This is a genomic window from Embleya scabrispora (assembly GCF_002024165.1).
Lineage (GTDB): Bacteria > Actinomycetota > Actinomycetes > Streptomycetales > Streptomycetaceae > Embleya > Embleya scabrispora_A.
This window is the reverse complement of record NZ_MWQN01000001.1, coordinates 4,013,727-4,031,764: the sequence shown is the minus strand read 5'-3', so window position 1 is coordinate 4,031,764 and position 18,038 is coordinate 4,013,727. Positions and strand designations below refer to the sequence as shown.

Annotated in this window: 18 protein-coding genes; 8 read left to right on the top strand and 10 right to left on the bottom strand. The window is 71.8% G+C overall.

The features are described 5' to 3' along the window. Positions 1–168 precede the first annotated feature (168 nt). The 3 genes from trhA (at position 169) to B4N89_RS17875 (ending at position 3,233) form a co-directional block, all read left to right on the top strand. A complete protein-coding gene (gene trhA / locus B4N89_RS17885; protein WP_078976824.1) occupies positions 169–834 on the top strand; it encodes a PAQR family membrane homeostasis protein TrhA in 666 nt (221 codons plus the stop codon). Positions 835–1,009: 175 nt separating this feature from the next. Then, positions 1,010–2,632: an MFS transporter gene (locus B4N89_RS17880; protein WP_078976823.1), complete on the top strand. Its 1,623-nt coding sequence runs from the start codon at positions 1,010–1,012 to the stop codon at positions 2,630–2,632. Continuing rightward, a complete protein-coding gene (locus B4N89_RS17875) occupies positions 2,604–3,233 on the top strand; it encodes a TetR family transcriptional regulator (RefSeq protein ID WP_078976822.1) in 630 nt (209 codons plus the stop codon). The genes B4N89_RS17880 and B4N89_RS17875 overlap by 29 nt, the downstream gene beginning before the upstream one ends. 63 nt (positions 3,234–3,296) lie before the next feature. On the opposite strand, the gene B4N89_RS17870 is transcribed toward B4N89_RS17875, so the two are convergent. From B4N89_RS17870 to mca, 3 genes are all read right to left on the bottom strand, one after another. Then, the gene (locus B4N89_RS17870) at positions 3,297–5,360 is read right to left on the bottom strand and encodes a thioredoxin domain-containing protein (RefSeq protein ID WP_078976821.1); all 2,064 of its coding nucleotides are present in this window, start codon (positions 5,358–5,360) and stop codon (positions 3,297–3,299) included. A 37-nt stretch (positions 5,361–5,397) separates the two neighbouring features. Further along, a complete protein-coding gene (locus B4N89_RS17865; protein ID WP_078976820.1) occupies positions 5,398–5,646 on the bottom strand; it encodes a hypothetical protein in 249 nt (82 codons plus the stop codon). Positions 5,647–5,763: 117 nt separating this feature from the next. Next, positions 5,764–6,618 (bottom strand): mycothiol conjugate amidase Mca, encoded by an 855-nt coding sequence (mca, locus tag B4N89_RS17860; protein ID WP_078976819.1) that lies wholly within the window; start codon positions 6,616–6,618, stop codon positions 5,764–5,766. A 169-nt stretch (positions 6,619–6,787) separates the two neighbouring features. Between mca and B4N89_RS17855 the strand changes: the two genes are divergently transcribed. Together B4N89_RS17855 and greA are read left to right on the top strand one after the other, a co-directional pair. Beyond that, positions 6,788–7,174 (top strand): DUF4307 domain-containing protein, encoded by a 387-nt coding sequence (locus B4N89_RS17855; RefSeq protein ID WP_078976818.1) that lies wholly within the window; start codon positions 6,788–6,790, stop codon positions 7,172–7,174. 297 nt (positions 7,175–7,471) lie between these two features. Then, on the top strand, positions 7,472–7,969 hold the full coding sequence (greA, locus tag B4N89_RS17850; protein WP_078979433.1) for a transcription elongation factor GreA: 498 nt from the start codon (positions 7,472–7,474) through the stop codon (positions 7,967–7,969). Positions 7,970–8,063: 94 nt separating this feature from the next. On the opposite strand, the gene B4N89_RS17845 is transcribed toward greA, so the two are convergent. The 4 genes from B4N89_RS17845 to B4N89_RS17830 all read right to left on the bottom strand — a co-directional run bounded on the left by B4N89_RS17845 (position 8,064) and on the right by B4N89_RS17830 (position 12,201). Next, the gene (locus B4N89_RS17845; protein ID WP_078976817.1) at positions 8,064–8,924 is read right to left on the bottom strand and encodes an ABC transporter permease; all 861 of its coding nucleotides are present in this window, start codon (positions 8,922–8,924) and stop codon (positions 8,064–8,066) included. Beyond that, positions 8,924–9,964 (bottom strand): ATP-binding cassette domain-containing protein, encoded by a 1,041-nt coding sequence (locus tag B4N89_RS17840; protein WP_078976816.1) that lies wholly within the window; start codon positions 9,962–9,964, stop codon positions 8,924–8,926. Before B4N89_RS17840 ends, B4N89_RS17845 begins: the two co-directional genes overlap by 1 nt. A 348-nt stretch (positions 9,965–10,312) precedes the next feature. Next, positions 10,313–11,536 (bottom strand): threonine ammonia-lyase, encoded by a 1,224-nt coding sequence (gene ilvA, locus B4N89_RS17835; protein WP_078976815.1) that lies wholly within the window; start codon positions 11,534–11,536, stop codon positions 10,313–10,315. A 167-nt stretch (positions 11,537–11,703) separates the two neighbouring features. Further along, positions 11,704–12,201: a MarR family winged helix-turn-helix transcriptional regulator gene (locus tag B4N89_RS17830; protein ID WP_078976814.1), complete on the bottom strand. Its 498-nt coding sequence runs from the start codon at positions 12,199–12,201 to the stop codon at positions 11,704–11,706. 297 nt (positions 12,202–12,498) lie between these two features. Here B4N89_RS17830 and B4N89_RS17825 point away from each other — a divergent pair, with 297 nt between their 5' ends. Both B4N89_RS17825 and B4N89_RS17820 read left to right on the top strand, forming a co-directional pair. Next, positions 12,499–13,005: a hypothetical protein gene (locus B4N89_RS17825; RefSeq protein ID WP_078976813.1), complete on the top strand. Its 507-nt coding sequence runs from the start codon at positions 12,499–12,501 to the stop codon at positions 13,003–13,005. Next, a complete protein-coding gene (locus tag B4N89_RS17820) occupies positions 13,002–13,697 on the top strand; it encodes a hypothetical protein (RefSeq protein ID WP_143658002.1) in 696 nt (231 codons plus the stop codon). Before B4N89_RS17825 ends, B4N89_RS17820 begins: the two co-directional genes overlap by 4 nt. A 96-nt stretch (positions 13,698–13,793) precedes the next feature. On the opposite strand, the gene B4N89_RS17815 is transcribed toward B4N89_RS17820, so the two are convergent. From B4N89_RS17815 to B4N89_RS17805, 3 genes are all read right to left on the bottom strand, one after another. Then, positions 13,794–14,942: a cystathionine gamma-synthase gene (locus B4N89_RS17815; protein WP_078976811.1), complete on the bottom strand. Its 1,149-nt coding sequence runs from the start codon at positions 14,940–14,942 to the stop codon at positions 13,794–13,796. Positions 14,943–15,028: 86 nt separating this feature from the next. Continuing rightward, on the bottom strand, positions 15,029–15,850 hold the full coding sequence (locus B4N89_RS17810; protein WP_143658001.1) for a hypothetical protein: 822 nt from the start codon (positions 15,848–15,850) through the stop codon (positions 15,029–15,031). A gap of 75 nt (positions 15,851–15,925) precedes the next feature. Beyond that, on the bottom strand, positions 15,926–16,774 hold the full coding sequence (locus tag B4N89_RS17805; RefSeq protein WP_078976809.1) for a hypothetical protein: 849 nt from the start codon (positions 16,772–16,774) through the stop codon (positions 15,926–15,928). Between the two features lie 274 nt (positions 16,775–17,048). Here B4N89_RS17805 and B4N89_RS17800 point away from each other — a divergent pair, with 274 nt between their 5' ends. Further along, positions 17,049–18,008, top strand: a complete 960-nt coding sequence (locus B4N89_RS17800; protein ID WP_235618674.1) for a fibronectin type III domain-containing protein — start codon at positions 17,049–17,051, stop codon at positions 18,006–18,008. Positions 18,009–18,038: the final 30 nt, after the last annotated feature.

Here is an 18,038-nt window from a genome sequence, read left to right as displayed (position 1 = left end):
GAACACGGAACCGCCCGGGATCGGGCCCCCACCTGGAAGTTGTGCCCCGTCCCGGACCGAAAACCCCAAAGACGTGCGCTTTCGCGCCCCTCCGGGACAAGATCTCCCGTGATGCGTCTCACTCCGTACTTACCGGTAACCTACGTCGCCGTAAGTACACTCGGCCCCATGAGTGTGGACGCACATGGCTTCACGGCGCCCTTGTCGCCCATCAAACCCAGGCTCCGCGGATGGATCCACGCGGGCACCTTCCCGCTGGCCGTGGCCGCGGGCATAGTCCTGGTCGCACTGTCCGACGACGCCAAGTCCCGCGTCGCGACCGGCGTGTTCGCATTGACCGCGGCGATGCTCTTCGGCACGTCGGGGGTGTACCACCGCGGCAACTGGGGACCGCGCGGCGAGGCGGTGTTGCGGCGGCTCGATCACGCCAACATCTTCCTGATCATCGCGGGCACCTACACCCCGCTGACCATCCTATTGTTGGGCAAAAGCGATCAAATACTGCTGTGGGCGGTGTGGATCGGGGCACTCGCCGGCATCGGTTTCCGAGTCTTCTGGATCGGCGCGCCACGGTGGCTCTACACCCCGATCTACGTCGTACTCGGCTGGGCGGCGGTGTTCTACCTGCCCGAGTTCATGCGCGAGGGCGGCGTCGCGGTGGTGGTCCTGGTGATCGTCGGCGGCGTGCTCTACAGCCTCGGCGCGGTGGTCTACGGGATCAAGCGGCCCAACCCCTCGCCGCAGTGGTTCGGCTTCCACGAGGTCTTCCACGCCTTCACGCTGCTCGCGTTCGCGAGCCACTTCGTCGCCGTCGCGCTGGTCGCGCTCGGCTGACCCGACGCCACACTCGTCGGCCCGAAGGCCCGCCACTCCCCCGGGAGTTGCGGGCCTTCGGGCTTTTCCGGATTTTCCCCCGAGCTTGGGCTGCCCTTTGCCGAGCAATCTGACTGTCGCTGACTTTTGAGAGCTACTGTCATAATGTAGAAGCACTCAATAGGAGGTTGCTGTCATGGAAGCGACGACGGACGAGCCGAGCCGCACGAGCGAGGCCGAGGGGCCGCCGGATCCCAGGCGGTGGTGGGCCCTGGGGGCATTGGTGGTCGGCCTTCTGGTGGTCGGCCTGGACACCACGATCATCAACGTGGCGATGCCCACGATGAGCGACCGATTGGGCGCGAGCACGGGCGACCTCCAGTGGATCGCCGACTCCTACATCGTGGTGTTCGCGGCGCTGATGCTCCCGGCCGGACTGATCGGCGACCGCTACGGCCGACGGCGCTTCCTGCTGGTCGGGCTCGCCGTATTCGGCGTCGGCTCGATGGTCGGCGCGCTCGTCGGCTCGGTCGAGGGGGTGATCGCGGCCCGCGCGCTGATGGGCGTCGGCGGCGCGTTCATCATGCCGCTGTCGTTGTCCATCCTGCCCTCGCTCTTCCCCGCCGCCGAGCGTGGCCGGGCCATCTCGATCTGGGCCGCGAGCACCGCGCTCGGCATCCCGCTCGGACCGATCCTGGGCGGGCTGCTCCTGGAGCACTTCTGGTGGGGATCGGTGTTCCTGATCAACATCCCGATGGTCGGGCTCGCCCTGCTGGTCTGCGGATTCCTGCTGCCGGTCTCCCGCTCCGCCGACGCGCCCAGGGTGGATGTGGCGGTCACGGTCCTGGTGACCGCCGCGCTGACCACGCTGATCTTCGCGGTGATCGAGGCGCCCGAGTGGGGCTGGGGCGACGCCCGGGTGCTCACCCTGTTCGGCGCGGCGGCGCTGCTCGCGACGAGCGTGGCGGTGCGCGAGAGCCGGGCCCGGCAGCCGATGATCGACTTCGGGCTCTTCCGCGACCGCAACTTCCTGTGGGCCACGATCTCCGCGCTGGTGCCGTCGTTCGCCATGTCGGGCGTGTTGTTCCTGGTTCCGCAGCGCTTCCAGGGCGTGGACGGAAGCAGTGCGCTGGGCACCGGTCTGCGGCTGTTGCCGCTGCTCGGCGGGCTGTTCGTGACCGCGCTGGCGAGCGACAGGGTCGCGCCGCGCTTCGGCTACAAGGTGGTCATCCCCAGCGGGATGTTCCTGCTCGGTTGCGGGCTGCTGCTGGGCGCGACCGGCTCGGCCGACGACGGCTACGGGTGGACGGCCTGCTGGCTGGTGTCGACGGGGATGGGCCTCGGGTTGTCCCTGGTGCCCGCGATGGACGCGGTGATGGCGGGCGTCGCGCCGGAGCGCGCCGGGATGGGGTCGGCCCTGGTACAGACCCTGCGCCAGGTCGCGGGCGCGCTCGGGGTGGCCATCCTGGGCAGCGTGCTCGCGTCGGCCTACGTGGACCGGATCGACACCGGCGGGCGTTCCGAACCGGTCGCCGACACCGCGCGCGAGTCGATCGGCGGCGCGGCGAAGGTGGCCGGCCACGGCGCCGACCCCGCGCTGCTCGACTCGGCCCGCGACGCGTTCGTGCACGGGATGAACTCGAGCCTGCTGATCTGCGGCGTCACCACACTGGTGCTGGCCGCCGCGGTGGCGGTCTTCCTGCCCCGCCGCGCCGCGACGACCCCGGCGCCGACGGACGGCGCGGGTGGACCGGGAGGAGACGGCGCGGGTGGACCGGGAGAATCGGACCATGACCGCGAAGGAGTCCTCCATCCCTGACCTGCCCGTCGCCCCCGCGGGGCTGCGCGAGCGCAAGAAGATCAAGACCCGGCGGGCGATCCGTCGCGAGGCCTATCGGCTCTTTCGCGAGCACGGCTACGACGCGACCACCGTGGACCAGATCGCCGAGGCCGCGGAGATCTCGCCGAGCACCTTCTTCCGCTACTTCCCGAGCAAGGAGGACGTCGTACTCACCGACGAGTACGACCCGCTGCTCGTGGAGATCCTGCGCAGCGCCCCCGAGGGCACCAGCCTGATCCGGATCGTGCGCACCGGCGTGGTGGACGCGCTGCGCCGGATCATGCGCGAGGAGGGCGAGGAGATGGTCACCCGGATGTCGCTCGTGGTCCGCGTGCCGGCGCTGCGGCGGCGCAGCTACGAGCAGCAGATGGAGTCGTGGAGCCTGATGGCCGAGGCGTACGCCGCCCGGACCGGGCGGTCGGCGCGGGACTTCGACCTCCGGGTGGCCGTCTCGGCGATCAACGCGGCGATGTCGGACGCGATCCTGACCTGGGCGGAGGGCGGCTGCGTCGGGGATCCGGCGGTGCTGGTCGACCGGGCGCTGGGGATCCTGGAGGCGGGGTTGCGGGACGGGCCCTGATGCCGGCCCGGTCCCCGCCCGGTTCGGGCCGGGTGGGGCGGGGACCGGCGGGAACCGGCGGGTTCAGGCTCGGGCCACCGCCTTGGCCAGGACCTGGTCGGCCAGGTGCTCCGGGTCGGTCACCGGCGCGTCGCAGGTGAAGTGCCGACACACGTACGCCGCCGGCCTGCCGCCCACCGGCGTGCGGTCGCGCAGCAGCGGCACCGGCGGGTCCTCGGCCGGGTCGCCCATCGCGACCACGGCGCCGGGCGCGGTGGTCATCAGCGCGGTCAGGTAGAGCGCCCAGGTCGCGTCGTCGTCGCGCGGGCCGACCACGGCGATCTCGCGCGGGCCGTCCAGCCACGCCTCGGCGACCGCCAGGCCCCAGCCGATCCCGCGCGGCGCCTGGGCCGCCAGCACCCGGACCACGCCGAGCGCGCGTCCGGCCGCCTCGCGGTGTTCGGCCGAGCCCAGATACGCCGCGTAGCCGAGCAGGGCGCCGGCCGCGCCGGTCCAGCCCGAGGGGGTGACCCCGTCGGTGGGGTCCTGCGGGCGGCGGAACAGCTCCTCCGCGTCGTCGGCGGTGTCGTACAGCGCGCCGTCCTCGTCCGTGAAGTGCCCGAGGATCACGTCCACGAGCACCCCGGCGAAGGTCAGCCACGCGTCGTCGGCGGTCACCGCGTACAGCGCCAAGAACCCTTCGGCCACGTCCGCGTAGTCCTCCAGGACCCCGGCGTTCGGCCCGGGCCGGCCGTCGCGCGAGGTGCGCACCAGCCGGTCGCCCAGCTCGTCGTCCTCGTCGCCGCCCAGGTGCACCGCGACCAGCAGGTCGGCCGCCGCGAGCGCGGCGTCGAGCAGGTCCGGGCGGGAGAACAGGGTGCCGGCCTCGGCCAGCGCGGCGATCGTGAGCCCGTTCCACGCGGCCACGACCTTGTCGTCGCGCCCCGGCCGCTCCCGCTCCCCGCGCGCGGCCAGCAACCTCGCCCGCACGTCGGCCAGCCGCTCGAAGTCCTCGGGGTCGTCGGCCAGTTGCAGCACCGACCGCCCGTGCTCGAAGGTGCCCTCCCCGGTCACCCCGAACACGTCGGCCGCCCACGCGCCGTCCTCGGCGCCCAGCACCTCGACCAGCTCGGCCGGGGTCCACACGTAGAACGCGCCCTCCACGAAGTGGCCCTCGGCGTCCGCGCTGTCCGCGTCCAGCGCGGAGGCGAACGCGCCCTCGGGGGTGCGCAGTTCGCGCACCACGAAGTCGGCGGTCTGCAACGCGATCCGGCGGGCGAACTCGCTGCCCGTGGCCCGCCACAGGTGGGTGTAGACCCGGATCAGCTGGGCGTTGTCGTAGAGCATCTTCTCGAAGTGCGGCACCACCCACGCCTCGTCCACCGAGTAGCGCGCGAAGCCGCCGCCGAGCTGGTCGTACAGGCCGCCGCGCGCCATCGCCTCGCAGGTCTCCTGGACGATGCCCAGGGCCGCCTCGGACTCGGTCCTGGCGTGGTGGCGCAGCAGGAATTCGAGCACCATCGACGGCGGGAACTTGGGCGCGTGGCCGAAGCCGCCGTGCGCGGTGTCGTACTCGCGCGCGAGCAGGGTCAGCGCCGCGTCCAACTCCTCGGCGGTCGGCGCCGCGCCGTCGGTGTGCAACTCGCGAGGGGCGGCCAGGGAGGCGGCGATCTGGGTGCCGGTGCGCCGCACCTCGTCGTTGCGGTCGTTCCAGGCGGTCTTGACCGCGTGCAGCAGTTGGCGGAACGAGGGCATGCCCCGGCGGGCCTCGCTCGGGTAGTAGGTGCCGCAGTGGAACGGCTCGCCGTCGGGGGTGGCGAACACGGTCATCGGCCAGCCGCCCTGGCCGTTGTTCAGCGCGACCGTGGCCTCCATGTAGACCGCGTCCACGTCCGGGCGCTCCTCGCGGTCGACCTTGATCGCCACGAAGTCGGCGTTCACGATCGCGGCGGTGGCCTCGTCCTCGAAGGACTCGTGCGCCATCACGTGACACCAGTGGCAGGCGCTGTACCCGACGCTGAGCAGGATCGGCACGTCCCGGCGACGCGCCTCCGCGAACGCCTCCTCACCCCACGGCCACCAGTCGACGGGATTGTCGGCGTGCTGCAGCAGGTAGGGCGACGTGGACCCGACGAGACGATTCGGCATGGCGCCATCCTCGCAGGACCGTCGCGTGTGGGACCGCTCAGGCGACGGGCGCGCCGTTGTCTTCCTTCTTCCGCGCCGCGTCGGTCCGCGGCGCGGCGTCGGTGTCGGCGGGCTCGCGGCTCTCGGCCGGCTTGCCGCTCTCGTCGAAGTCCACCCGCTTGAGCCGCGTGTTCATCGACTTCAGCAGCAGCCAGGTGGCGACCGCCAGGAACGCGACCACCACGAATCCGAGCAGGCCGGGCGTGACCTTGCTTTCCTCGACCGCGAGCTGGACCGCGAGCGACATGACGAACTACCTCCTGGATCGGAACCCCTCGGTGTCAAGAGTGACATCCGATCGCCGGAACGTATGCACCGAGGGCCCGGAAAGTCGCTCCCGGGCCCTCACACGTATCGACCACGCCTAGCGGCGCACGCCCACCCGCACACCCGCGAACAGGTCGTCCTCCGGCAGGTCGGTGTCCACCAGCGATCGCACCAGTTCGTAGTCCTCCGTCGGCCACACCTCGCGCTGTACCGAGATCGGCACCCGGAACCAGAAGCCGTCCGGGTCCACCTGGGTGGCGTGCGCGATCAGCGCCCGGTCCCGGGTCTCGAACCAGTCGGCGCACGGCACACGGGTGGTGATGTCGCGCTCGTCCCGGTCGCCCCAGCGCTCCAGCCATTCGCCGTAGGGGGACTCCAGGCCGCGCTTTTGCATGCCCTCGTGCAGCGCCTCGATCCGCGCCCGCGAGATGCCCTGGTTGTAGTACAGCTTCAGCGGCTGCCACGGCTCGCCGGCGCCCGGGTAGGCGTCCGGGTCGCCCGCGGCGTCGAACGCCACCATGGTGATCTTGTGCGTCTGGATGTGGTCCGGGTGCGGGTAGCCGCCGTTCTCGTCGTACGTGGTGATCACGTGCGGACGGAACTCGCGGATCAGCCGGACCAGCGGCTCGGCCGCCTTGTCCACGTCGAGGAGCGCGAAGCAGCCCTCGGGGAGCGGCGGCAGCGGGTCGCCCTCGGGCAGCCCCGAGTCCTCCCAGCCCAGCCAGGCCTGCTCCACACCCAGGATCTCGCGGGCCGCGTCCATCTCCTTGCGGCGCACCTCGTGGATGTTCGCCTCGATCTCCGGGTCGCCCTGGAGAGCGGGGTTCAGTACCGAGCCGCGTTCGCCGCCGGTACAGGTCGCGACGAGGACCTCGGCCCCCTCGGCGACATAGCGGGCCATCGTGGCCGCGCCCTTGCTCGACTCGTCGTCGGGGTGCGCGTGCACCGCCATCAGCCTCAGTCGATCGTCACTCACCGGAACGTCGCTCCTCATCCGTGCCCCGTGTCCCAGCCGCCGGGTGAACCGCCGGGACCTGTAGAGGGCCGCTCTTGCACCCGACATATAGTGGCCGATAGATCTCGCCCGGGCGCAAACCCGGGCCCGTCCCGCAGGAGACCCGGTGAGCGCAACGCCCGTCACCCGTTACGGCAAGGGCGCCACCCGAAGCGATCGCAAACTGCGGATCGCGTTCGCGGTCTTCATGGTCGTGCTCGTGGCCGGGACGGTGTGGATCGGCCTCGATGTGGCGAACCCCGGCGTGCGCGGGTCTATTCCGAGCTTTCGGGTGACCTCGGATTCCTCGGTGGAGGCCCAGGTCGAGATCCGCAAGGACGCCGACAAGGAAGCCGTCTGCGTACTGCGCTCGCGCGATCGCGACGGCGCCGAGGTCGGACGCCGCGAACTGCGGTTCGCCAAGGGCGAGAAGCACATCGAGCGCACCGAGACGCTGCAGACGGCGGGCAAGCCGAACACCGCCGAACTGGAGAACTGTCACACCGTCGGTTGACCGACGCGGCCCTGCCGCGCCCGTGGGCGTCCCGCGCCGCACCCGCCGGTGTCGCATGTCACCCGGACTCGGGTGACTGCCCCGGACGGCGGGAGATTGTTACTCTCGAAGCTTCGTCCCCTCACGACCCGAGGTGTTCACACCGCGGACGGTGAGGGGGCGCTGGTATATGTGACCCCCTCCGCCGCCGGGGCCCGCCCGGGCGGCGCGGGGGTCGTGTGTACCTCTTTCGTACGCACCGTGTATTCCGTACGCACCGTGTACGCACCCCCGTCGCAAACCTACGAGGAGCACCCCGTGACCCAGACCAGCGAAAGCGTCACCTGGCTCACCCAGGAGGCGTACGACCGGCTGAAGGCCGAGCTGGAAGACCTGTCGGGTCCCGGCCGTGCCGAGATCGCCGTGAAGATCGAAGAGGCCCGCCAGGAAGGCGACCTCAAGGAGAACGCGGGCTACCACGCGGCCAAGGAGGAGCAGGGCAAGCAGGAGTTGCGCATTCGCCAGCTCATCGGCCTGCTCCAGAACGCCAAGGTCGGCGAGGCGCCCGCGGACGACGGCGTCGTCGAGCCCGGCATGGTCGTGACCGTCGTCTTCGACGGCGACAAGGACGACCCCACCACCTTCCTGCTCGGCTCGCGCGAGGACGCCGTGACCGACATCGAGGTCTACTCGCCCCAGTCCCCGCTGGGCAAGGCGATCAATGGCAAGACCATCGGTCACCAGGCCACGTTCGCGCTGCCGAACGGCAAGACCACCAGTGTCGAGGTCGTGGACGCCAAGCCCTACCGGGGCTGAGCACCGACGCGACACGGCCCGGTCCCCGCGCGAGGGGGGCCGGGCCGTTGCGTTTGTCGTACGCGCCGACGGCTTTCGTCGGCTCAGCGCGGCTTCAGCCGGTCGCCCGGAGGTACTTGCGGACCGCAAGCGCGCGGAAGATCACGATGATCACACCCGACCAGATCAGCGAGGCCCACACGGGGTGCTGCATCGGCCAGGCGTCGGACTGCACGACACCCGGATTGCCGAACAGCACCCGGGCCGCCTGCACCGTCGCGCTGAACGGGTTCCACTCGGCGATGTGCCGCACCCAGGGCGTCATCCGGCTGGAGTCCACGAACGCGTTCGAGATGAACGTGACCGGGAACAGCCAGATGATCCCTCCCGAGGTCGCCGCCTCCGGGGTGCGCACGGACAGTCCGATCAGCGCGCCGATCCAGGTGAACGCGTATCCGAGCAGGAGCAGCAGACCGAAGCCGGCCGCGACCCGCGCGACGCTGGTCGAGTCGGCGGAGCCGGTGCGCCAGCCCACGAGCAGCGCGACGACCGCGAGCACGAACATCGTGATCGCCGTCTGGGCGAGGTCGGCGACCGTGCGGCCGGTCAGTACGGCTCCACGCGCCATCGGCAACGACCGGAACCGGTCGATGAGCCCCTTTTGCATGTCGTCCGCGATGCCTGCGGCCGACCCCGCGGTGGCGAAGGTGACGGTCTGGGCGAAGATGCCCGCCATCAGGAAGTCCTTGTAGACGCCGGAGTCGGTACTGCCACCGACCGTCATCGAGCCGCCGAAGACGTACGTGAACAGCACCACGAACATCACCGGCTGGATGACCCCGAACAGGATCATCTCCGGAATCCTGGTCATCCTGATCAGGTTCCTGCGCGCGATGACCAGGGAGTCGTGAATCGACTGGGCCACGCCGCTTCGGGTCACCGGTTCGCCCAGGGGCGTCTTCGTCACGACAGCCATCACCGCTTCACCGCCTTGCCGCGACCGCGTTGCGGACCGGCCTCGCTCCGGTCTTCGTCGTCGCCGTCGTTGTCGGCGTTGTCGGCGTTGTCGTTCTCGCTTTCCGCGGCATGCCCGGTGAGCGAGATGAACACGTCGTCGAGGGTGGGCCGGCGCAGCCCGATGTCGTCGATCTCGATGCCGCGCGCGTCCAGTTCGCGGATGATCTCGGCGAGCAGCTTGGCGCCGCCGGTGACCGGGACGGTGATCCGGCGCTGAAGCTTGACCACACCCAGTTCGCCCTTGCCGAAACCGGTCAGCATCTCGGTGGCGTCGGTCAGTCGTTCGGCGTCGTGCACGACCACCTCGACCCGCTCGCCGCCGACCTTGACCTTGAGCTGGTCGGCGGTGCCGCGGGCGATCACCTTGCCGTGGTCCACCACCGCGATCTCGTGCGCGAGGTGGTCGGCCTCCTCCAGATACTGCGTGGTCAGCAGCAACGTGGTGCCGCCGGCGACCAGTTCCTCGATCACGCGCCACAACGCCATGCGGTTGCGCGGGTCGAGCCCGGTGGACGGCTCGTCCATGAACATCACCGGCGGGCTGACCACCAGGGCCGCCGCCAGGTCGAGCCGGCGGCGCATCCCGCCGGAATAGGTCTTGGCGGGCCGATCGCCCGCTTCGGACAGGTCGAACTGGGCGAGCAGTTCGTCGGCGCGACGCTTGGCGTCGCGACCGCTCAGCTGGTACAGCTCGCCGACCATCCGGAGGTTCTCCCGGCCGGTCAGGTATTCGTCCACGGCGGCGAACTGCCCGGACAGACCGATCGAGCGGCGGACCTCGTTGGGGTTCTTGAGCACGTCGTGACCGGCCACCACCGCTCGCCCCGAGTCGGGTTTGAGCAGTGTGGTCAGTACGCGTACGCATGTCGTCTTGCCTGCGCCGTTCGGGCCGAGCAGACCGAGGACGGTGCCGGTGGGCACACTCACGTCCACGCCGTCGAGCGCTCGGACCGAGCCGAAGGTCTTGACCAGACCTTCGGCGACGATCGCTTCCTGCATGTCGGTGGATCACTCCTCGTGCGGGTGGGGCAGGGGGTGGGGCCGCGGTCGGATGGATCATTCGGATCTCCACCATGCGCCCGGACACGGCGAGCGCGCGACCGCATTTCACCGCGAGCGCAACTCTTCGTGACCGACCGACGGCGTCTGCGTCATCGGTCGGTCACGTCGATCGCGCCGCCCCGGTCCCGGGTCCCGCTCGGCCGCGTCCTTCGTGGACGGGCATGGCTCGAGGATCGAGCCAAGCACACGGCACCGACAATCGCCGGGTACGCACGCCGGAAGAGGGGTGTGGGGGCGCCCGTTCGGCTGCCGACCGCCGGCCGGCCCGGTGCGTCGCGCTCGCACTCAGCTCTTGCTGACCGTGTACCCGGCGCCGTACAGCGCCTCCACCACCGCCGCGCAGTGGCTGCGTCCCTTGGTCTCCAGTTGCAGGTCCACGTCCGCCTCGCCGACGCGCAGCGTGGCGTCGGTGCGTACGTGCGACACCGCCGCGATGTTGGCGTCGGTCTCCGCCAACCGGCCGAGCAGGGTGGCCAGTGCGCCCGGGCTGTCGGGAATCCGGACGCGCAGTGAGAGGTAGCGGCCGGCCGAGGCCAGGCCGTGCCGCAATACCCGCAACATCAGCAGCGGGTCCACGTTGCCCCCGGACAACACCGCGACCACCGGGCCCTCGATCGGCTCGCCGGCCTCGAGCAGCGCCGCCACCGACGCGGCACCGGCCGGTTCGACCACCAGCTTGGCCCGCTCCATGCACAGCAGCAGCGCCTGGGACAGGGACTCCTCGCCGACGGTCCGGATCGCGTCGGTGTACGCGCGGATCAGCGCGAAGGGCACCTCGCCGGGGCGGCCGACCGCGATCCCGTCGGCCATCGTGCCGAACGAGGGCAGCGACACGGGGGCGCCGGCGGCGAGCGAGGGCGGGTAGGCGGCGGCGGACGCGGCCTGTACGCCGATCACCTTGACGTCGGGGCGAAGTGCCTTGACGGCCACGGAGATTCCGGCCAGCAGGCCGCCGCCGCCGGTGCCCACGAGGATGGTTTCGACCTCGGGGCACTGCTCCAGGATCTCCAGGCCCACGGTGCCCTGGCCGGCCACCACGTCGCGGTGGTCGAAGGGGTGGATGAACACCGCGCCGGTCTCGTCCGCGTGGGCGCGCGCGGCGGCGAGCGCGTGTTCGACGTTGTCCCCGCCGAGGATCACCTCGGCGCCGTAGGAGCGGGTCGCGGCGACCTTGGGCAGCGGCGCGCCGGCCGGCATGAACACGGTGGACGCGACACCGAGGGTGCGGGCCGCGAGCGCGACGCCCTGGGCATGGTTGCCGGCGCTGGCGGCGACCACGCCCCGGGCCCGCTCGGCGTCGGACAGTCCCGCGATCCGCACGTAGGCCCCGCGGATCTTGAACGACCCGGTGCGCTGGAGGTTCTCGCACTTGAGGTGGACGGGCGTGCCGACCCGATCGGTCAGCGCCCGACAGGACCGTATCGGCGTCTCGCGGACGACACTTTCCAACATCTTCCGCGCGAGGCGGATGTCGTGGAGATTCACCACGTCCGAGGCAGGGCTGCTCATACGCCGAGTGTCGCACCAACGGCCCCGGACCCCGCGCGGGGTGCCGCGCCACCCGGCGGGTACGGGGTTGCCCGCGCCCCCGTCACCGGCCGGCCGGCGGTTCGCTCGGTGTGGTTGCCGGCCGCCCTTGGGGCGTGGCCCGCGCCGTGATGGTCCGATCGCCGGGGTCAGGACTCCGAGGTGGTGCGGTTTTGGCGGCGTTCCATGGAGGCGTTGAATCTGGTGAGGAGGGCGGTGAAGCGTTCGCGGTCGTCCAGGCTCCAGCCTTCGCAGATTTCGGCCATCAGGCGTTGGCGGGCGTTGCGGACCTGGTGGAGGCGGTCGCGGCCTTCGGTGGAGAGTTCGAGGAGGACCGCGCGGCCGTCGTCCGGGTTGGGGACCCGGTCGACCAGGCCCTGTTCGACCAGCGGGGTGACCTGGCGGGTCACCGTGGACGAGTCGATCGTCATCGCCTGTGCGAGGGCCTTGACGCCCATCGGGCCGCCCGCCTCCAACCGGCCGAGCAGCAGGTAGGCCGCGCGGTCCATGGAGTTGCGCAGTTCGCCGACCGCGCCGAGGCGGGTCTGTTCGGCGCGCCGCGCGAAGAGGGCCACCTCGTGCTGCAGGCGGTCGTAGAGCGGGTCCGCAGAGCCGGTGGGGTCGATCGGGTCCTGTTCCGGTGTCATCGCCGCTCGTTCGTCGATCCGATGTGATGCCCCGAGGATATTGCGCGGACCGGGATCACCGGGCCCCGACCGGACGATTCCACCCCGCAATCGGGCCGAGGGTTCCACCGTGGCCACAACGGGGTGTTTTGCCGCCGTCGCCGGAGTGCGGGCCCGGCGACGGGGATGCGGCGCCGAGGGGCGATATGTCGCGACCCGCGACTACCCGGACGGGTGTGGGGCAGCAGCACAGACAGAGCGGCGACGGCACCGAGCCGGGCCCGACGGCATCCGCTCGGCAGACCTGCGGGAGGCACCGTGCACAAGCGCGACGCTCGCGAGTTCGAGGTTTTCGTCCATACGGTCGGCACGCAGTTGTTGCACGCCGCGGACCTGCTCACCGGTGACCGACAACGGGCGGAACGCCGGGTCGAGCGGGCGCTGGCGCATACCTGTCTGAAGTGGAGCCGGCTGCCGAGCCGGGATCCGGTACGCACCGCGTGGCGGGCGCTGATGGCCGGCTACCTGGATCCGTGGCGTCCGGGGCCGCGCGGGCACGACGACGAACTCCCGGACGCGGGCGAGCCGTTCCGCACGCTGGACCGGCTCGGCCGGATGGAGCGGGCCGCAGTGGTGTTGCGGCTTTACGCGCGGTTGGACGAGTACGACGCGGCAGAGGCGATGGGGCTGCCGGTGGAGACGGTGTCCGGGGCGTGGCGGCGCGGGATGGCCCAGGTCCTGGCCGGCGGCGGACTGGTCCGCGCGGCGCCGGTCGGGGTGCGGGAGGCGACGGATCTCGCCGCGGGCGCGGAGGCGTACCGATGAGCGTGACCGTGTCGCCGCCGGGCGCGGCGGACGCGGAGGAGGTGCCCGAGCCGCCGGAGTTCCCGTATCGGCCACTGCCGCCGAACCTGGCCCGGCGGGTGCGGCGGCGGGCGGCGCTGCGCAGGCTGCGCCACGTGCTCGGCTCGGTCGTACTGGCCGGCGCGGCGGCCGGCGGCCTGTGGCTGGCCGTCCCGGGCAGCGGCGGCGGGGGCGGCCTGCCGCCGGCGCCGCCGGATCCCACGCCGCTGTGGCCGGTGGACCGGAGCGAGTCGTCGGACCCGCGCACCGACGTCGGCTTCGGCGCCTCGGCCTGGATCGGCGACACCGGCCCGGAGGGCGACTCGTCCTGGTGCCTGGGCGGCGCGGCCGAACCGGAGGCGGCGCGGTGTCGCTTCCTGCCCACCCCGGGGCGGCTGGACACGGCGATCATGCCTTCGGGCCGGTACGCGCCCGCCGGACAGCGGTTGGTGGTCACCATCCTGATCGGCCGCAGTACGACCGCCCCGGCCCTGCGCGGCGAACTCCACGACGCCGCGGGCGCCCGATCGATGCGCCTGGACCGCCCGGCGGACCTGCCCGGGGTGGCCTACCTGTGGACCTTCACCGGCGGGTCCCCGGTCTCGATCACCGTCTACGACGAGGCCGGCAACCTGGTCGCGGCCTGCGCGGACTGTACGAACGAGACACGATAGGGCCGGTGCCGGCGGAACTCGGCGCAGGCCGGCGGAGCCGCGAGCGCCGGGTGGGCCGACCGCCCCCCGGCGCTCGCGGCTCCGGAGAACCGGACCTCAGCCGAGGGCGCGTTCCAGGTCGGCCAGCAGGTCGTCGGCGGATTCGATGCCCACCGACAACCGCACCAGGTCGCCCGGGACCTCCAGCGGCGAGCCCGCCGCCGAGGCGTGCGTCATCCGGCCCGGGTGCTCGATCAGCGACTCGACGCCGCCGAGGGATTCGCCCAGGGTGAAGAGTTCGGCCCGGTTGCACACCTGAACGGCGGCCTCCTCGCCACCGGTCACCCGGAACGACACCATGCCGCCGAACGCCTTCATCTGCTTGACCGCGACATCGTGGCCCGGGTGTCCCGGCAGCCCGGGATACATCACCTCGGCCACGCGCGGGTGCCGCGAGAGCAGGTCCACGACCCGCTCCGCGTTGGCGCAGTGCCGGTCCATCCGCACGCCCAGCGTCTTGAGCCCGCGCAGCGTCAGCCACGCGTCGAACGGCGCGGGCACGGCGCCCATCGCGTTCTGGTGGAACGCCAACTCGGCGGCCAGACCGGCGTCCTTGACCACGAGCGCGCCGCCGATCACGTCGGAGTGGCCGCCCATGTACTTCGTCGTGGAGTGCACCACAATGTCCGCGCCCAGGGTCAGCGGCTGCTGGAGGTAGGGCGAGGCGAAGGTGTTGTCGACCACGAACAGCGCGCCCGCGTCGTGCGCGACGGCCGCGAGGGCGGCGATGTCGGCGACGCCCAGCAGCGGGTTGCTCGGCGTCTCGCACCAGACGATCTTCGTGACGCCGGGCCGGATGGCGGCCCGTACCGCGTCGAGGTCGCCGGCATGCGCGGGGGTGTACTCGATCCCCCAGCGCGAGGCCACCTTCGCGAACAGTCGGAAGGTGCCGCCGTAGGCGTCGTCCGGGATCACCGCGTGGTCGCCCGGCGCGCACAGGGCGCGCAGCAGGCAGTCCTCGGCGGCCAGTCCGGAGGCGAAGGTCAGCGCCCTGGTGCCGTCCTCCAGGGCCGCGACGCACTCTTCGAGCGCGGTGCGGGTCGGGTTGCCGGAGCGGCTGTACTCGTAGCCGCCGCGCAGCCCGCCGACGCCGTCCTGCTTGTAGGTGGACACCTGGTAGATCGGCGGAACCACGGCCCCGGTCAGCGGGTCGGGTTCCTGCCCGGCATGGATCGCCAGGGTCTCAAAGCCGTGCGATTGGGTCATGACCGGAAACGTTAGTCGCCCCGACGCCCTCCGGCGCGCATCCGACCGATCCGGCGGACCGGGCGACCGGCGGGCCGGGGGCGCTCCTAGGAGCGCAGCAGGCGGTCGAGCATCAGGCGCGCGGCCTGGGTCGCGCGGGTGCGCACGTCGGCCATGTGCTCGGGGCCGGGGGCGCTGAAGTAGGCGGACATCGCCACGGTGTCCTTGCGCAGGGTCACCACGACGTACGCGTACGGACTGCCGCCCGACTTCAGGTACATCAGGCCCTCCTCGGCGAACACCTCGTCGGCCTCGGCGAACGTGGGCTGCGGGGCGCCGGGGGTGTCCTTGGCCTGGGTGCCGTCGGTGTACGTGCGGGTCGGGCAGCGGTCCTTGACCTGGTGCGCGTTCTGGACCTGATCGCGCGCGCCGCGCGTGTCCTTGTGCACGATCGCGCTGGTGCTGCCGCTGGAGAGCGCGTTCGACTGCGCTGCGTCGGACTGTTGGACCTGGCGCACCCACTGGCCGATGATGCTCGACGGCAGCGGCACGGTCTGCTGCGTACAGTCGGCGGCGTAGTCGGTCCAGGTCTCGCCGGCGAACTCGTAGGTGCTCTGTTTGACGAAGCCGCCGCCCCAGTCCTCGGGGGCCAGCGCCAGCGAACGGGCGAGCGTCTGCGCCTGCTCGGGGCTGCGGCTCGGCGGCGCGGTGGTGCCGGACGGGCGGGGGGTCGCGGAGGTGGACGCGGTCGTGCCCGGGCCCTTGGCCACGGGGCTCGCGTCGGTGGATGTCGAGTTCGGAACGACCGCGAACGGCCCGTCGCCGCTGTCGGCGCAACCCGCGAGCACCAGGGCGGCCAGGAGCGGGCCGATCGCGCGGAGCATCGTTCGTTTCGGGCCGGCTCCCGCGCGGATTCTCGTGCCGTTCATCCGATGACTCCCCCGTGAGCGGAAACCCACATGATATTCACCGTGCTTGCGCGAGGTCGGCGCGGTCGCGTCGGGTCAGCGCAGGTGCACGGTGGTGCGGGCGATCATCTTGGCCAGCGCGTCGATCGCCTGGTTCTTGGCCGACTCGAAGGTCTTGTCGCCCCGGTCGACGACCGCCGCGGTGAGCACCATCTGTCCCTGCCGAGCCGTCACCCACACGTACTGGAACGGCGCGCCGCCGTGGCCGGAGACCCACTGGGCGCGGGCGACGTGTACCTCGTCGATGCCCTCCACGGTCAGGTCCAGGACCTGGATGCCGTTCAGCTTCTCGTCGCCGCCGAGCACCTGGTTCGGGCAGCGCCGGGCGTCGGCGAGTCCGATCTGCATGTCGGTACGGGCCGCGACGGCGGTGGAGTACACGGTCGCGGAGGACGTGGCGAGCGTCTTGCTGAGGTTGTCCACGCTCGGCTTGCCGTCGGGGATGTACACGTAGCGCCCCATCGTCGCGAGCGCCCCCGGGGTGGTGCCCTGGAGCGCCTGCTTGCAGTCGGTGCCGGTGATCACCCGGTCGAGCGCGGTGTGTTCGTAGTTCTGCTCCTGGGGGACGTAGGTGTCGCCCCAGTCCTTGGGGACGAGCGCGACGGCGGAGACCACGGTCTGCGCCCGCGCGGCGGTCAGCGTCACGTCGGGGCGGGCGGTCGTGGTGGGACGCGGCGTGGCACTGGTGGTGACCGGCTCCGGGGTGACCGGATCCGGCGAGGGCGGCGGCGGCGGTTCCGGGTTCTGCGTCGAACTCCGGGTCACGGTGGGCGAATCGCTCACCCCGAGGCCGAACGGCCCGCCCTTGGACGACCCGCCCGAACACCCGGCCGCGAGCACCCCGCTCACGATCAGGGCCGTCGCCATCCCCACCTTGCGCACCATGGAACGCCCCCGCCTCCCGAAACCCCAGCGTCGAGGTCCATTCAAGCGGGTGGCGCGAACTCCCACACCCGAACCCGAGGGATTGCGCGATTCCCGGGAAAGTCACGGGGAGTTCCCCGGATCCGACCGGCGGGTTCGGCGGCCCGGCGGGGCCACGCGCGGAGCCGTGCTCTTGTTCCGGGGCGGGGGACTGTGTCATATATGTCTAGACCAATTGCTCCTCTGGTGATCGGTGGAGAGAGGCGTTGTGGCGCGACGGGTGGCACGGATCGGCTTGACCGGCTTGGTCGTTGCGCTGGCGGTGACCGGGTGTTCGGACGACGGGCGTGATACCACGCCGCCGCCGGTGCCCGTCGAGGTGAGCGCGCTCGCGTCGAGTTCGGTCTCGGTGCACGTGATGTGGCGGGCCGATCCGAGCGTGGCGGTGTTCGAGGTGTATCGCGGCGACGCCAAGGTGCTGGACGTCACCGGCGGGCGGCACATGGTGGACGTGGGCGGGCTGACGCCGGGGACCGCGTACACGTTCTCCGTGCGGGCCAAGGACAAGGCCGGGAACGTGTCGGCGGCGAGCCCGCAGGTGCCGGCCACCACGCCGTCCGTGGTCCAGGGCGAGCGGGTGCCGCCGACCGCGCCCGGGAACCTGCGCGGCCAGGCCCGGGGCAAGGACGGGGCGACGCTGACGTGGGCGGCCGCCACGGACGACGTGGGGGTGACCGCGTACGACGTGTGGCAGGCCGGCGTACGGGTGCACAGCGTCGCCGCGGATCGCACCACGGCGGTGGTCACCGGATTGCGCCCGGGCACCGAGTACGTGTTCACCGTCACCGCGCGCGACGCCGCCGACAACAAGTCGCCGGCGAGCAGCCCCGTCACGGTGGTCACCGAACAGGGCGCCGGGAACGGTCGCAACACCGCGCCGACCGACCTGCGCGCGATCCCGCGCACCGCGGCGGACGGCACCTATGTCGACCTGACCTGGACCCCGCCGGACGTGGACGGGGTGGTCGCGAGCTACGAGGTGTATCTGGACGGGCGGTTCCTGACCACGGTCCAGTGGGGCGCGGCGCCGCCGACGGAGACGGCGCGGTACAGCCTGCCGCTGGGCGATCAGCGGGCGGTCGGGCACGTGCTGAAGATCCGGGGCCAGTTGCCCGACGGGACGTGGGGCGAGTTCTCGGCCGACCTGACCGTCACCGACGCACCGCCCGGCGCCGCGACGCCGGGCGGGCCGTGAGCGCCGTGCGGGCCGGGCATCGGCGGGTAC